At 50.4% G+C, this 14528-nt stretch carries 13 protein-coding genes and 1 other annotated feature; of the genes, 8 read left to right on the forward strand and 5 right to left on the reverse strand.

The window, feature by feature from the left end:
* Position 1: 1 nt before the first annotated feature.
* The gene (locus tag PUT07_RS23920; protein WP_274471138.1) at positions 2-3103 is read right to left on the reverse strand and encodes a transglycosylase domain-containing protein; all 3102 of its coding nucleotides are present in this window, start codon (positions 3101-3103) and stop codon (positions 2-4) included.
* Between the two features lie 128 nt (positions 3104-3231).
* Positions 3232-3512 (forward strand) — a binding site (T-box leader).
* 49 nt (positions 3513-3561) lie between these two features.
* Here PUT07_RS23920 and tyrS point away from each other — a divergent pair.
* Positions 3562-4821, forward strand: a complete 1260-nt coding sequence (gene tyrS, locus PUT07_RS23925; protein WP_274471139.1) for a tyrosine--tRNA ligase — start codon at positions 3562-3564, stop codon at positions 4819-4821.
* A gap of 48 nt (positions 4822-4869) precedes the next feature.
* Here tyrS and rpsD read toward each other — a convergent pair whose 3' ends face one another.
* Positions 4870-5469, reverse strand: a complete 600-nt coding sequence (gene rpsD, locus PUT07_RS23930) for a 30S ribosomal protein S4 (RefSeq protein ID WP_274471140.1) — start codon at positions 5467-5469, stop codon at positions 4870-4872.
* A gap of 352 nt (positions 5470-5821) precedes the next feature.
* On the opposite strand from rpsD, the gene PUT07_RS23935 reads away from it, so the two are divergent.
* The 4 genes from PUT07_RS23935 to PUT07_RS23950 all read left to right on the forward strand — a co-directional run bounded on the left by PUT07_RS23935 (position 5822) and on the right by PUT07_RS23950 (position 9429).
* Complete coding sequence (locus PUT07_RS23935; RefSeq protein ID WP_274471141.1) at positions 5822-7813, forward strand: sensor domain-containing diguanylate cyclase; 1992 nt, start codon at positions 5822-5824, stop codon at positions 7811-7813.
* A 162-nt stretch (positions 7814-7975) separates the two neighbouring features.
* Complete coding sequence (locus PUT07_RS23940) at positions 7976-8653, forward strand: TVP38/TMEM64 family protein (protein WP_274471660.1); 678 nt, start codon at positions 7976-7978, stop codon at positions 8651-8653.
* A gap of 117 nt (positions 8654-8770) precedes the next feature.
* Positions 8771-9019: an HPr family phosphocarrier protein gene (locus PUT07_RS23945; RefSeq protein ID WP_274471142.1), complete on the forward strand. Its 249-nt coding sequence runs from the start codon at positions 8771-8773 to the stop codon at positions 9017-9019.
* A 122-nt stretch (positions 9020-9141) separates the two neighbouring features.
* Complete coding sequence (locus PUT07_RS23950) at positions 9142-9429, forward strand: YlaN family protein (protein WP_167064061.1); 288 nt, start codon at positions 9142-9144, stop codon at positions 9427-9429.
* Between the two features lie 37 nt (positions 9430-9466).
* Here PUT07_RS23950 and cax read toward each other — a convergent pair whose 3' ends face one another.
* The gene (gene cax, locus PUT07_RS23955; protein ID WP_274471144.1) at positions 9467-10513 is read right to left on the reverse strand and encodes a calcium/proton exchanger; all 1047 of its coding nucleotides are present in this window, start codon (positions 10511-10513) and stop codon (positions 9467-9469) included.
* A 190-nt stretch (positions 10514-10703) separates the two neighbouring features.
* Here cax and PUT07_RS23960 point away from each other — a divergent pair, with 190 nt between their 5' ends.
* Positions 10704-11090 carry an Asp23/Gls24 family envelope stress response protein gene (locus PUT07_RS23960; RefSeq protein WP_274471145.1) on the forward strand — a complete coding sequence of 129 codons (387 nt, stop codon included), beginning with the start codon at positions 10704-10706 and terminating at the stop codon, positions 11088-11090.
* A 29-nt stretch (positions 11091-11119) separates the two neighbouring features.
* Here the strand turns inward: PUT07_RS23960 and ftsW are convergent, their stop codons facing one another.
* Positions 11120-12268 (reverse strand): putative lipid II flippase FtsW, encoded by a 1149-nt coding sequence (ftsW, locus tag PUT07_RS23965; protein ID WP_274471146.1) that lies wholly within the window; start codon positions 12266-12268, stop codon positions 11120-11122.
* A gap of 13 nt (positions 12269-12281) precedes the next feature.
* The gene (locus PUT07_RS23970) at positions 12282-12629 is read right to left on the reverse strand and encodes a YugN family protein (protein WP_274471148.1); all 348 of its coding nucleotides are present in this window, start codon (positions 12627-12629) and stop codon (positions 12282-12284) included.
* 191 nt (positions 12630-12820) lie between these two features.
* On the opposite strand from PUT07_RS23970, the gene PUT07_RS23975 reads away from it, so the two are divergent.
* Positions 12821-13990: a M20 family metallopeptidase gene (locus PUT07_RS23975; RefSeq protein ID WP_274471149.1), complete on the forward strand. Its 1170-nt coding sequence runs from the start codon at positions 12821-12823 to the stop codon at positions 13988-13990.
* Between the two features lie 62 nt (positions 13991-14052).
* Positions 14053-14493 (forward strand): CBS domain-containing protein, encoded by a 441-nt coding sequence (locus tag PUT07_RS23980; protein ID WP_274471150.1) that lies wholly within the window; start codon positions 14053-14055, stop codon positions 14491-14493.
* Positions 14494-14528 lie beyond the last annotated feature (35 nt).

Here is a 14528-nt window from a genome sequence, read left to right on the forward strand (position 1 = left end):
TTTAATCGTTATAAGCAATAGCCGCAGAAGGTTTGGACTCGCCGGAATCGTTGACAGCCGTTACCTTGTAGTAACCGTTGTAGGCCGCTGCGTAGTAATGGAACTCTGCCGCGTTGTCGACGGTACCGAGCTTCGTATAGGTGCCTTTCTCTTTGCTGCTATAGTAGACATTGTATTTCTTGACTTTATCTTTGGACGCATTCGCTTTCCAAGTGAGCGTAATGCCTGCGCCATCCGCTTTGGCTTTGAGGCCGGTTGGCGCGGCCGGAGCGTCCTTGGCTGCCGTGCCCGGAGACTCTGACGGTCCGGCAGGCTCCTTCGTCGATTCCGGTACCGGTGTGCCTTCGCCGGAAGGGACGAACAAGGAGTCTAGCGAGCTGCCGTCCGTGTAGGAGGAACGGCTTGGTGCCGATTCTTTGCCGGCTACGTCGACGGCGGTTACATAGTAGCCCATCAAGCTTGCGGCTGGAATCGTATCGTTGAATTTCGCTTCGTCACCTGCCAGGACGACCTTGCCGCCCATCAGCTGGAACTTGCCGCGATTGTCGGAACGATAGATGCGGTAACCGACGAGATCCGCGCCGCTGCTTGGCTGGAAGGTGATCGTCACGTGCTCGCCGTTCTTCGAGACGGCGACGTTCGTAGGTGCCGCCGGCTCTTTGCCGTCGTCAGCCCGCGGGTCCATTTCGGACGGCGCATCGTCGTCATAGTCCGTCGGCTTGTAGTTGTCGATCGGCTTGCGGCTCTTCTCCGGAAGCTTGCTCATCGCATCCTGAATTTCTTTGAGCAGCTGGGAGATCGACTTCTGACGTTTGATGACCGTTTTCTCTTGGACGAAATCCGCCGGCGTGCTATCCTGCGCGATGTAATTCAATCCGTTATAAGAACTGATTTTCATAGGGACCAACACGTTGTCGACTTCCGTCGGCACATACTTCTTGTTGAAGATATCGGTCACTTGCAGGTTGGAGCTTGCCGTCAGCTCGCTCGGCAGCTTGCCGGACAAGCTGGAGACGGTGGCGGAGACGATTCCATCCGGCTTCGTGAACGTTTTGGCAGGGAAAAGCTCCGGCTTCTGCTCAATGGTCTTGTTCATGATCAAAGCCCAAATATCTTTGGCATGGTTCGTTTGCAGCGTCTTGGACGACAGCTTGTTAATCGGCTGATCGTAGCCGATCCAGACGCCGACCGTAATGTCAGGACTAAAGCCCATGAACCAGGCATCCGCATCATCCTGCGTGGAACCGGTTTTGCCGGAAATCTCGATCTTGCCGTATGATTTGTATTTCTTCATCAGATCCGTGGCCGTACCTTGGCTGATGACCGTTTTCATCATATCGGTAATCAGATAGGCGCTTTGCGGCGAGAAGACCTGGGTCGGCTTCTGATCGTGGGCATAGATCGTCTGGCCGTTCGAGTCTTTAATTTCGCGAATCATGAATGTTTCGTTAAACACGCCCTTGTTCGGGATGGCTGCATACGCTCCGGTCAGCTCTCTGACGGACGTACCGCGGCTTAACCCGCCGATAACCCCTGTTTGTGCGTAGTAATCTTCTTTCTGAATCGATGTGATGCCGAGCTGTTTGGCGAAATCCCAAGCATCGTTGATTCCCACCTTATTCAAGAAGATATCAATGGCAGGAATATTGTAGGACTGGTTCAAAGCTTTTCGCGCGGTCATCAAGCCATGGAACTTGTGATCCCAGTTCTCCGGCAGGTGGAAGCCTTTGACGCCGTCTTTCAAAATGATCGGGATATCGTCCACGATGCTTGCCGGCTGAATGGCGCCTTTCTCAAGAGCCGGAATGTAGGCGGCGATCGGCTTCATGGTCGAGCCCGGCTGTCTGTACGCTTGCGTCGCATGGTTCAGCTGCTCCTTGAAGAAGTCGCGGCCTTCGATCATGCCTTTGATAGCGCCGGTCTTGGAATCGATCATGATCGCTCCGACCTGTTCGATCCCTTTCTTCGGATCGTCCGGTGCGAAATTCTTGTCGTTGTTCGAAATTTCGTGCATGGAATCGTAGATCGTCTTGTCGATCGTCGTATAGATCTGGTACCCGCCGCGCAGAAGCTGCGTATGTATACTCTTCAGAGCTTCGTTATATGCGGCTTGATTCTTCACCGGATCAAGTTCGGGCTTCTGAATTTTGAGTAAAATTTCAGCGGCTTCTTTCTCCGTTTCGATCATCAAATACGGGTAAGTCGTGTAGGCCTTCTGAGCGGCAGGCGGCATCGACGCTTTTAGATCGAATTTGAGTGCATCTTGATATTGTTCATTCGTTATTTTTTGTTCTTCCAACATTCGCTTCAGTACGAGCTGCTGACGGGTGACGGCTTTCTTGAAGCCTTCCTCATCGAACGCCGGCTTGCTTGTAAAGGCCGAATATTGCGAAGGGGATTGCGGCAGACCGGCCAGATAGGCGGCTTGGGCAACATTCAATTTGCTCAGATCGTCAATATCGAACAGCCCTTTGGCTGCGGCTTTGATGCCGTACAGGTTGTAGCCTGTCGCGCCGTTGCCGTAAGGAATTTTGTTGAGATAAGCGAGCAAAATTTCGTCCTTCGACATGAGCCGCTCCATTCGGAGTGCAAGCAGCAATTCTCTTGCCTTGCGGCCGTCATCGCGGTCGAGGGTCAGGAATACCCGTCTGGCCAGCTGTTGGGTAATCGTGCTTCCGCCGGTTTGAACTTCTTCGTTCAGCAGCTTCTGCGTGACTGCGCGGTATAATCCGCGGAAATCGATCCCGTGATGTTTGTTGAAGTCCTTGTCTTCAATCGACAGAACGGCATCCAACAGCACTTGCGGGATGTCATCGAGCTGGGCAAGACGCCTGTCTTCTTCGGTTCTTAATTGTCCAATGACCGTATCGTCATTGAAGTAAGCGAATCCGGTGATGGCATTTTCCTGCATCTGCTGGCGAATCTCTTCTTCACTGCGAACCGGGTCTTTCTTGACGAGAGCGCTGACATATCCGAATGCGGCGAATCCACCTACAAGACCTGCCAGAAATGCGGAAATCAGCGTCCATTTTAGCGTAATCCATGTTACTTTGAGTGTTGTTCTCACCCATGGGCGATTCCATTTAGCGAAAAAATTGCGCATAAGTTCAGATATCCTCCTTACATGAACGCTAATAGTATACCATAATTGCCCTTCCTGCGGTAATGATGAACGAAGAATACGTGCTTGCACCGTTTGACAATTCGCAGAAATTTGTGATATATATGGAATCAAATGCGGAGATGGATCAGCAGTAGGTAGCTTGCGGATGCTTTCAGAGAGCCGGTGGAAGGTGCGAACCGGTACCTGCAGGTTAGTGAATTACGGTCAGGAGCAGTAAGTGGGAATTTGCAGCCGAACGAGCTGCATTAGTAGTATTTACCGGTTAAGCCCCGTTATAGGCCACAGAGTGAAAATAGTCAGCCGTACAGATCCGATCTTCGGATATAGAGGTACGTAACTGCTGTTTTAATTAGGGTGGTACCGCGAGTCAAGTCTTCTCGTCCCTTTGTGGATGAAAGGCTTTTTTGCGTTTACACGAGACAAGGAGATGGATGGACATGTCGATTTTGAAAGATTTGGAGTTTCGCGGCTTGCTGCATCAAATTACGGACCGCGAAGGTTTAGACAAGAAGCTTAGCGAAGAGCGGGTCGTGCTCTACTGCGGGTTCGATCCGACGGCGGACAGCCTGCATATCGGCAGCTTGCTGCCGATATTGACGCTGAGACGGTTTCAACAGGCCGGACATATTCCGCTGGCGCTCGTTGGGGGCGGCACAGGTCTGATTGGCGATCCGAGCGGCAAAGCGAACGAGCGAACGCTGAACGGTCCAGAGACGGTGCAAGCCTGGTCACAAAGCATCAAAGAGCAGCTATCGCGCTTCCTGGACTTCTCGCCGGAGCTCGACAACAGCGCAGAGCTGGTGAATAACTACGATTGGCTCGGCTCGCTCAATGTGATCGAATTCCTGCGCGATGTAGGCAAAAACTTCACAGTGAACTACATGCTCGCCAAAGATTCGGTGGATTCCCGGATTTCCAAAGGAATATCGTTCACAGAATTCAGCTATATGATTCTGCAATCGTACGATTTCTTGAAGCTGAATGAAACGAAGAATTGCTCTCTGCAAATTGGCGGAAGCGATCAATGGGGCAATATTACCGCCGGTCTAGAGCTCATCGGCAAGACGACCGAGAACCGGGCTTACGGCGTCACGCTGCCGCTCGTTACCAAAAGCGACGGGCAAAAATTCGGCAAAACGGAAGGCGGAGCGATCTGGCTCGATGCGAACAAAACATCGCCTTATCAGTTCTACCAGTTCTGGTTGGGTACGGCGGATGCCGACGTTATTCGTTTCTTGAAGTATTTCACCTTCATCAGCCATGAAGAGATCGAGCGTCTGGAAACTGAAGTGCAGACACAGCCGGAGAAGCGGGAAGCGCAGAAGCTGCTTGCCCGTGAAGTGACGAAGCTGGTGCACGGCAGTGAGGCGCTGGAGAGCGCGCTGAACATTACGGCCGCCCTGTTCAGCGGTAATATTCAGGAGCTGTCCCGTCAAGAGATCGAGGAAGCTTTCAAAGATGTGCCTTCCTCGGTGATTGAGCAGGAGGATATCGCATTGGTGGATCTGCTTATTGCCGTCGGTGCAGCGCCATCCAAGCGTCAAGCCCGTCAAGATATCGAGAGCGGCGCGGTGACCGTCAACGGCGTCAAGGTAACGTCGCTTGAAGCGGCAGCCCAAGATCTAGGCAGGCTGGGAGAGACGTATCTCGTCATTCGCCGCGGCAAAAAGAACTATTACCTGGCGCAATTCAAATAGATACAAAAAATAAACCCCTCAGGGAAATCCCTAAGGGGTTTGCTTTTATTAACGGCTGTAGAACTCGACGATTTGTTTCTCGTCAATTTCTTGTGGAAGCTCAGCGCGCTCTGGCAAACGGATGTATTTGCCTTCTACAGCTGCATCGTTGAACTCCAGGTAAGCTGGCAGGTGGTTACGGTTAGCAAGAGCTTCTTTCACTGCGGAAAGACCTTTGCTTCTTTCGCGAAGTGCAATCACGTCGCCAGTGGAAACGATGTAGGAAGCGATATCCACTTTCTTGCCGTTCACAGTCACGTGACCGTGGGAAACAAGTTGACGTGCGCCTGCACGGGAGTTGGAAAGACCAAGACGGTAAACCAGGTTGTCCAAACGGCTCTCAAGCAGAACCATGAAGTTTTCACCGGCAATACCTTTCAATTTGGAAGCTTTGTCGAACAAGTTGCGGAATTGCTTCTCGTTCAAACCGTACATGTGGCGAAGTTTTTGTTTTTCGTTTAATTGAACGCCATAGCCGCTCATTTTTTTGCGTTGTCCTGGGCCGTGTTGACCTGGAGGGAATGGGCGTTTCATGTCTTTGCCGTTACCGCTCAAGGAAATACCTACGCGGCGGCTTAATTTGAACTTAGGTCCTGTATAACGTGACATTTAGGAAAAACTCCTTCTTTTTACAAATAGTTTAGTAGAAAGCATCTAGATGTCAGGGTGAAGACAAGTGCCTGATTTTGCTAACGAATCATCATGTGTAATTCCCTGTCAAGAGTAGTTCAGCCGCTGTCTTGGCAGGAGCAAAAGCAGTGAGGGTGATCACAAATGGCATTCACCGTAATCTTGGTGTTACTCGACTTCTTATTTTATTAAAAACGACGGCAAGTGTCAAGTCTGAATCCATCGTCTGGAATTGAAAATGTCGTGCAATGCGGGCAGAAAAATAGTATGATTACGAAGTATACATTTTGTACTGGATCAATAGGACTACGTTTGGTAGTGAGGGGAGCCTATGAGTGAATCACTTCGTAGTATGAAACAGCATAGCCCGGCAGAGCACTTCGAAGCATTTATTCGGCAAGGACTTGTTCTTTCTAGCAACTTTTCCTATGAAGAATGGCATTGCCATCAAGCGCTTCAAGACGCCTTCGAGTATTGGATCTATGAGTTCGGACAAGCCATGCTTCCGCCGCGAACCGCGTTCTTAAGCGCAGGCAGCGATCTCCGCGTGATGAATGCCTGCTCGCATGATACCCCGTTCTTGGACGATTTATTGCAAACGGGTACATCATGGAGCTTCACGGACCGATTGGATAATCCGATTGCCCGCAGCGCTGAGATGCGGAGCCTGCAGACGATGTCCGGCGCGCAAATGGGATCCTCCCAGCTGCTGACAACGCAGGGAGCGGCCATACCGATCCTGAATCCGCATGGAAAGCCAATCGCTTTTTTGGGACTATTTTCCCAATTGCACGATGATATAGATGAGCTCGCTCAATTATTATATACATTATCCATTTCGTTTCACAGCTGTGTGCAGAGCATTGAAGACCGCCGCAGATACGATCTGCTGCTGCTCCAGCATCAACAGCGCGAGCTGGATTTCAAGAAGCACGATATTTTGTTCGATGCTTCCAAGAAGCTTCATGCGAAGATTGACGTCGATTCCGTTTTGACGGAAGCCATCGAATGCTTATACCGGGTATACCCGCTTATGCAGGTGGATTTGCTGCTGTCACAAGATAATGACTCGACGAATTTGTCCGTGAAGCCGTTGAATTTTCAGAGTATTGAGAACGATATCTGTACCCGGGCTTTTATGGAAAGCACCGTGATCTTCGAGCCGACACCCGGCAGCGAAGGTCCCAGCACGGGCAAGGTAGCCGCTCCGTTATCGGGCAAACAAGGCGTTTACGGCGTGCTCTACATGCAATTCGAGCACGATCTGATCCATGCTTCCGATCTGCAATTCATCTCTTTGCTTGCGGATACGGCCGGCTCAGCCTTCGAGAATGCGAAGCTGTACGAGCAATCCAATCTGATGATCAACGAGCTGCGTTTAATTAACGAGATTACGAAGCAGCTGAATCAGAGCCTCAGGTTGAACGAAATTTTCAGCTCGGCCTCTGCGGAGCTGTTACACATTTTCGGTGCCGATTACAGCTGCATTCTGCAAACGAACAAAGATCAGAAGGACAAGCTGATCGTTCAAGCGACGAATTTGCCGGCTATTATTCATGAGTCCTTCGCTATGGATCAAGGCTTTTCCGGTCTGATCTACCGTACGAAAGAACCGGTTATCATCTCGGATTATTGGTCGAACAACAAAGTGAAGTCCAGGCTGATGCAGCTGACGAATTCGAGATCCTTGATCGGTTCGCCGATTCTGGTGAACGGAGAGGTGCAAGGTGTCATCCTCGTCGTCCACAGCAAGCCGAATTTCTTCTCCTACGATAATTACAAGCTGCTGCAGGTGCTTTCCGGGCATATCGGTCTGGCCATGACGAATGCGTCGCTGCATGCGGAAGTGAAGCGCATGGTTATTACGGATAATTTGACGGGGCTGTATGCCCGCCATTACTTGGATGAACAGGCTAATGCCCTGCAGAAGAAAGATTTCTGCGGCTCCCTGATTGTGGTGGATATCGATAATTTCAAACGGATCAACGATACGCACGGCCATCAGATCGGTGATGAAATCTTGATTCAGGTCTCCCAGATTATTAAGACCAGCATTCGGGACAGCGATATCGCGGCGAGATGGGGCGGAGAGGAGTTAGCCGTGTACTTGCCTCAAGTCGCCAAGGATCAGACCATTCGCATTGCCGAACGGATTCGCACGCGGGTGATGGAAGAGACCGACCCGCATGTGACGGTCTCCTGCGGTGTCTCCGATTGGAATTGGGAAGAGGACAAGATCAGCGTAGAATCCTTGTTCTACCGCGCCGATATGGCGCTATATCAAGCGAAGAATAATGGCCGTAACCAGATTCAGGTCGGTTAATAACGCATATAACCATTTGCCGGCAGGCAGGTGGTTTTTATTTTTCATATTTCGGAGGAAAGAGGGCATGCTAGATGCAGGTTCGTGCTACTTTTCTCTTCCTGTACTAACGGTAACATGTTACAATAGTTGGGTTAAGGGAAGGATGGTCGAAATTTGTCAGTGGTCAGAAAAAAGCGGATTCTCTCAATTTTATGTGTTCTTGTTTTACTTGCTGGGTTGATTTATTTCTTCTTCTATAACCCTATCGGCATTAAGCTGGCTCACAGCAATATGCGTCAACTGGCTGATCACTTGAGGGATCTGGGTTGGACAGGTAAAATCATCGGGATGGCCTTAATTTTCGGCCAAACGTTTTTTCCTTTTATCCCGTTTGTTCTTGTCGCAGGAACGAATGTCGCCATTTTCGGGATAGAGGTTGGATTTCTCGTGAATTATGTGATGTCCGTTCTGGGAGCCGTCGCTTCGTTTTATTTCGCCCGTTATTACGGACATGCCTGGGTCGAGAAGAAGCTGGAACGATTCCCGCTCGTTACGCAGTTCAGCCGCCGGATGGAACGCCGGGGATTCCTGTATGTGCTGTTAGGCAGGCTCATTCCGGTATTGCCTTCTTCGGCGATTAATTTCGCTGCAGGGCTGACGAGAATCAGGTTTACGCATTTCCTGTGGGGAACGGTGCTGGGGAAACTGCCGATTGTGTTCCTGGAGTCATTGATCGCCCATGATTTGTTTCATTTCCATAAGTACAAAGGGCGGCTGCTCATCCTCTTGGGCATTTTGATCGTGTTGATTTTCATTGGAAACGGGGTAAAGCGGGCGCTGGCGCCAAAGACCAAATAAAGCGCTCTCTTCTTGGAGAATGAAGGAAATTTTCTAGTTGCGCTTTATCACCTATCCAAGTTATCATATAGAAAGCAAGGCGACTAACTCATATGCAAATAAATGGAGGAATGAAATATGCCAAGTGCTAACAATGCAGCAATTGTTGAAATTTCACAAACAGCTAATAAATTTAGATCATCCATCGTTCTCCAATACGATAATAAGTATATCGACGTGAAGAGTATCTTAGGCTTGTTCACAACGCTTTTGAGCTCAAGTACATATGATTTGCACGTTCATGGGCCGGATGCACAAGAAGCGAAAATCGCAATGGCTGAAGTTTTTGCTAAACACGAACTCGGGGTTAACGTTGTAGAAGACTAGTCCAACCTCCGGATGAAGGTACTCTCAGAATCTCTGAGGGTACCTTCTCTTGTATATTGGCGCAATTTCGCTTAATATAGATCATATAAGGACGGATGACTATGCGTATAGGGGGAAGTGGAATGTCTTCATCTGATCTATTGCTGGACATGAATCAAAAGGCGCTAAATCTTCTTCAAGAAGATGCAGATAAAATCGAGAAGCTGATCGAAGTACAGATGGAAAACTTGACGACGCGTCAATGCCCGCTGTATGAAGAAGTTCTAGATACGCAAATGTACGGTCTGTCTAGAGAGATTGATTTTGCCATTCGGGCGGGGCTCATCTCCGAGCTGCCGGGCAAACAAATCCTCAGCAAGCTTGAACGTAATCTTGCTCAGCTATATGAAGCGCTTAATAACAAAAAGTAACCCATCGCTGGGTTACTTTTTTTTGTGGATTGAAACGCTAGACGAGGAAGAACACGACGCCCAGGATGATGTAGACGACGAGCAGCAGCAGTCCTTCGTACCAATTCGTCGAACCGTCCTGCGTAATGGACTTCGTTATAAAGACGGCAACCCCGATTGCGGCGAGCTCGTATGTAGTGAAGACGATGTTCATCGGCGTGCCGCTGATGAAGAAGCTGGCAATGACCAGCACGGGAGCTACGAACAGCGCGATTTGCAGGGAGCTTCCGATGGCGATCTCGACGGCAGCGCCCATTTTGTTCTTCATGGCCATCATGACGGCAGCGCTGTGTTCGGCCGCGTTGCCGATGATCGCCACAAGGAAGGCCCCGACGAACAGCTCGGAGAATCCGAACTTATGCGTGACTTCCTCTAAGGTGCCGACCAGCCATTCGCTCGTAAAAGCCACCATCACCGTAGCCAGCACCAAGAACAGAATCGAAGTCGTTTTGGACCAGGCCGCTTCCCCGTGTTCGATGGCTTCATCGGACAGAATGCTTTTGTGCGTAATCATGGAGAAGATCAGCCATAGGATGTAGGCGGCTATGAGCAGAATGGCGACGATCATGCTCATGCTCGAAGTTTCTTTGGTCGTCAAACCCCCGGTGAAGATAGCTGGAATGAAGAGCGCGACGACACCGAGAATCATCAGGGAAGAGTTATGGGAAGCGAGCTTCACATTGAACGACTGCTCCTTGAACTTCAGTCCGCCTGCAAAAATACTGAGTCCCAGCACAAGCAGCAGGTTCCCGATGATCGCGCCGGTAAGGCTGGCTTTGACGATGTCATACAAGCCGTCTTTCACCAGGAAGAAGGCGATGATGAGCTCGGCTGCGTTGCCGAACGTGGCGTTCAGGAAGCCGCCTACACGCTCGCCTGCATAATGAGCTACGCTTTCCGTCGCTTTGCCCAAGAAGCCGGCAACAAATATAATCGCGATACAGGCAATGACGAATTGCCAGGTCGTGTTCACATGCATGTAATGCGCAATGGCCGTTGCCACAAAAGAAATGATTAAACCTGCGTAAAACAATTTACCCTTCAATGTACACCCTCCGACTCCTAAAGTATGGAAACCTTTTAACTTCTTCTTACTATACCCAGTTTGGCTTTTAAAGTAAATTCGATTTGGGCATTTCTTGCTTTCATGTATTGAACTTATTACAATAGATTTATACCTGAGCGGAGAGGCTTTGGGGCTCCGTTCAATGATCCTACGTTAGGAGTTGATACATATGGCTGAAGACAATCAAACCGGCTTAATTCGTATTTCTGATGATGTTGTATCCACCATAGCAGGTCTTGCAGCTCTGGAAACACCCGGCATCGCCGGTATGTCCGGCGGCATCTCCGAAGGCTTGGCGAAGCGTCTGAGCGGTAAGAACGTACAGCGCGGCGTCTCCGTCGAGGTCGGTCAAGTCGAAGCGGCGATCGATCTGCGCGTCATCGTCAACTACGGTTCGCGCATTCAGGACGTTTGCAGGGATCTCCAGGAGAACGTGCGGGAAGCCGTTGAGAATATGACCGGATTAACGGTGGTCGAAGTGAATGTGAAGGTGGAAGGCGTTGCCTTCAAAGAAGACAACAACACCGAAGTGGACGATCCTCATCGCGTCAAATAAAAAAAAGACCCAATCGAATGCGAAGTCGATTAGGGTCTTTTTTTGGCAGGAGGCGCTTCTTTCTGCGATTGCTCCCGCGATATGCTGAGGATGACGCCCATGCTGATAAGCGATACCATCATGGAGGAACCGCCGGCCGATATGAAGGGCAGGGTTACCCCGGTAAGCGGGATCGTCCCTGTAACACCACCGATGTTAATGAACGCCTGGAAAGCGAACATCACCATGATGCCGACGCCGGAGAGCATACCGAACATATCGGGGCAGCGCACCGCGATCAGAATTCCCCGCCAGATGAAGAAAATAAAGACCAGAATGAATAGGGAACTTCCGATGAAGCCTAACTCCTCGCCGATAATGGCGAAAATGAAGTCGTTGTGCGCTTCAGGCAAGTAATGCAGCTTCTGAATGCCTTGTCCGAAGCCTGCGCCGGTCAAGCCGCCGTGCCCGAACGCATACAGCGATTGCACCACCTGGTGCCCCGAGCCTTGCGGGTCCGAGAAAGGATCCATGAACGAGGTCAGCCGGTTAATCCGGTAGTTCGTGCTGTCCGATCCGCCCTTTAACATATAAAGGGACAGTCCGACGGCGGCCAGCGTAATTAGGCTTGTCCCCAGCAGGAAGATGTGCTTCAGATTCGAGCCTCCGACCATAATGACGATGGCGGAGCAAACGAATAGAATCATGCAGGAGCCTAAGTCCGGCTGGAGCATGATCAAGAAGCATACGAAGCCGACAATGATCAAAGCGGGAAGCAGTCCCTTTTTGAAATTGCGAAACTTCTCATCTTTGTTGCTGATGAGTGAAGCCAGATAGAGAATCACGATCAGCTTGGCAAATTCCGTTGGCTGGATGCCGAATTTGCCAAGTGTGAACCAGCTGGATGCTCCGTTCGCTTCGCTCGTAAAAATAACGAAGATCAAACCAAGCACGACAAGGAAGAAAGCAGGAATCACGAGCTTCTTCAGCTTCGTGTAATGGAGGTTCATGCAAAAGAACATGCCGACCGTTCCAATGAACACCGCGATGAGCTGCTTTTTCGTGAAGGCCCACGGATCTCCGTAATAGGCGCTTGTCATTGAACTTGCGCTGAAAACCATAGCGAGTCCGAAGCAAACAAGTGCAAAGGTTAGTAGAAGCAGCAGAAAATCCGGCGTTCCTCTTCGAGGTGGATTCATGCTGTATCCTCGCCTATTCGGCTAACGCTTGCTTCAATTGATCTAGTTTTTGTTTGGATAGTTTCATGACAGCATCCGGAACAGGGGAATTGTAATCCAACCCGTGCGGGAATGTTTCTCTTCCTATGTAAGCATCTTCTACAAACAAAATCGCATAAGGAGATTCCAGTTTGCCGCTTTCGACACGTGTGTTGACACGCAAGAAGTAGACGGATTTGCTTGCTTTATCTTCCATTTTGAAATCATAAGTCGCACGAGTGTATTCCCATTGCCAACGAACAAAACCGAGTTTCGTCGTTACTTCATCCAGATGAGCCAGATCGCTTTTCAAGCCTTTTAAGCCAGTTGCTTCAATAATCACTTATAACGCCTCCATATTGTACGTATGCATTCTTTATTCATGATAGTATGTTTCCAAAAGTTGTGCAAGTCGAGAAGGACTTCTAATTTCTAATATTTGATGGCACTTTGGAGATGAAACGGCAGCATTAATTTGGTAGAATAGGTTCAATAACCAAAGCAAGAACCAACAACGGGCGGAGGATTTACCATATGAACGAAATTCAAACGGACTTGCAAGCCATTTATGAAGAGATGGTCGCCTGGAGGCGCTACTTGCACCAGAACCCCGAGCTCTCCTTTCACGAATACCGGACGGCTGAATTCGTCGCGAATCATTTGCGCAGTTGGAATATTGAAGTTCGCACGGGCGTAGGCGGCAACGGTGTCGTAGGGCTGCTGCGCGGCAGCGGTGACGGACCTACGGTTGCGCTCCGGGCCGACATGGACGCTCTGCCGATCCAGGATGAGAAGAATTGCGCCTATGCGTCCAAGACCGCAGGCATTATGCATGCTTGCGGGCATGACGCCCACACATCGACACTGCTGGGCATTGCCAAGGTGGCAAGCCGGCACCGGACCAAGCTGAAAGGGAATTTGGTGTTTCTCTTCCAACATGCCGAAGAAATCACTCCGGGCGGCGCGGATGCCATGATTCAGAACGGGGCTCTGGAAGGTGTCGACGCTGTGTTTGGCGTACACCTGTGGACGCCGTTCCCGGTTGGCCATGTGTATGGCAGACCAGGTCCTTTCATGGCCGCTCCGGACGAGTTCTCGATTCAGATCCAAGGTAAAGGCGGTCACGGCGGCTTGCCCCACCAAACCGTTGACAGCATTTATGTCGCTTCGCAATTGGTTGTCAATCTGCAGTCCATCGTGAGCAGGCAAGTAGATCCGATTGAGCCGTGCGTCGTAAGCGTCGGTTCCTTCCACGCAGGCTCCAGCTTTAATGTCATAGCAGAGACGAGCGTGTTGAACGGCACGGTCCGAACGTTCAACGCCGAATTGCGGCAGGATGTGAAGCAGCGGTTCGAACGCATTGTACAAGCTACATGCGAGATGTACGGGGCTTCGTACCAATTGGATTATAAGCTGGGCTATCCCACTGTCGTGAACGACGCCCATGAAGCCGAGCGCTTCTTCAAAGTAGGCACTGCCTTGTTCGGCGCGGAAGCAACCCATGAATCTCCGCTTATTATGGCCGGAGAGGACTTCGCTTATTATTTGCATCATCGTCCGGGCTGCTATATGTTCGTTGGCGCCGGCAATGAGGAAGCGGGTATTATTTATCCTCATCACCATCCCAAATTCGATATCGATGAACGTTCGATGTTGAATGCCGCGAGATTGCTGCTCGGTATGGCTTTGGATTATATGGAATGAATGCCGTCCCTCCAATGGAGAATGCTAACCCTGTAACACAACTTCAAGGAGGGATTATGGACATGGCAGGCAAAACGGTTAGAGACATCATGAGCAAAGATTGTGTGACTGTCACGCTGCAGGATAACGTCTACGAGATCGCGGTCAAAATGAAACAGCACGACATCGGCTTCGTGGCTGTGGTTGAGGGCAAGAAGCTCATCGGGGTTGTAACCGACCGTGACCTCGTCGTCCGCGGCTATGCGGAGAAGCACTCGGGTTCAACGGCAGTGGATCAGGTGATTACGAAGGACATTGCCACCATTGATCCGAACACTTCGATTGAAGAAGCGGCCAAAATCATGGCGAAAGAACAGATCCGTCGATTGCCGGTCGTTGAGAACGGCGAGCTCGTCGGCATTGTCGCAATCGGCGACTTGGCGGTGCGGGGCAGCTTTGAGGACGAAGCCGGGGAAGCCTTGAGTAAGATATCGTCGGACAGAACGCCGGTCGGCGTCAGCTAGGGTTCCGTACTAAGGAGCTCTTGAGCCAGCCTTAT

Source organism: Paenibacillus sp. MAHUQ-63 (assembly GCF_028765165.1).
GTDB lineage: Bacteria > Bacillota > Bacilli > Paenibacillales > NBRC-103111 > Paenibacillus_E.